Below are 325 nucleotides of genomic sequence, written 5' to 3' on the forward strand. Positions count from 1 at the left end.
TTCTTAATCGGGAGTTTACTGCGGACAAACCAAATGAGAAGTGGGTAACAGATATCACGCATCTAAAATTTGGTCTGAACAGGAAAGCTTATTTAAGTGTGATTAAAGATCTCTATGATGGATCCATTGTCGCCTATGAAGTCGGAAGGTTTAACGACAATCCTTTAGTAATGGATACGCTTAAGAAAGCGATAGAAGCCAATCCAGATGCATCTCCGTTAATCCATAGTGATCGTGGTTCACAGTACACATCGAAGGAATACCGTCAGATTACGACTGAAGCTAACATGACCCGTAGTATGTCCCGGATTGGTAAATGCATTGA

At 40.9% G+C, this 325-nt stretch carries 1 protein-coding gene; it reads left to right on the top strand.

All coding sequences use genetic code 11. The annotated features are described in order from the left end of the window. On the top strand, positions 1-325 hold a 325-nt coding region (locus LZD48_RS18490; RefSeq protein ID WP_235764140.1), incomplete at both ends, for a DDE-type integrase/transposase/recombinase.

Origin of the sequence: Oceanobacillus alkalisoli, from assembly GCF_021556485.1 — a bacterium.
In the GTDB taxonomy this organism is placed as follows: Bacteria; Bacillota; Bacilli; order Bacillales; family Amphibacillaceae; genus Oceanobacillus; species Oceanobacillus alkalisoli.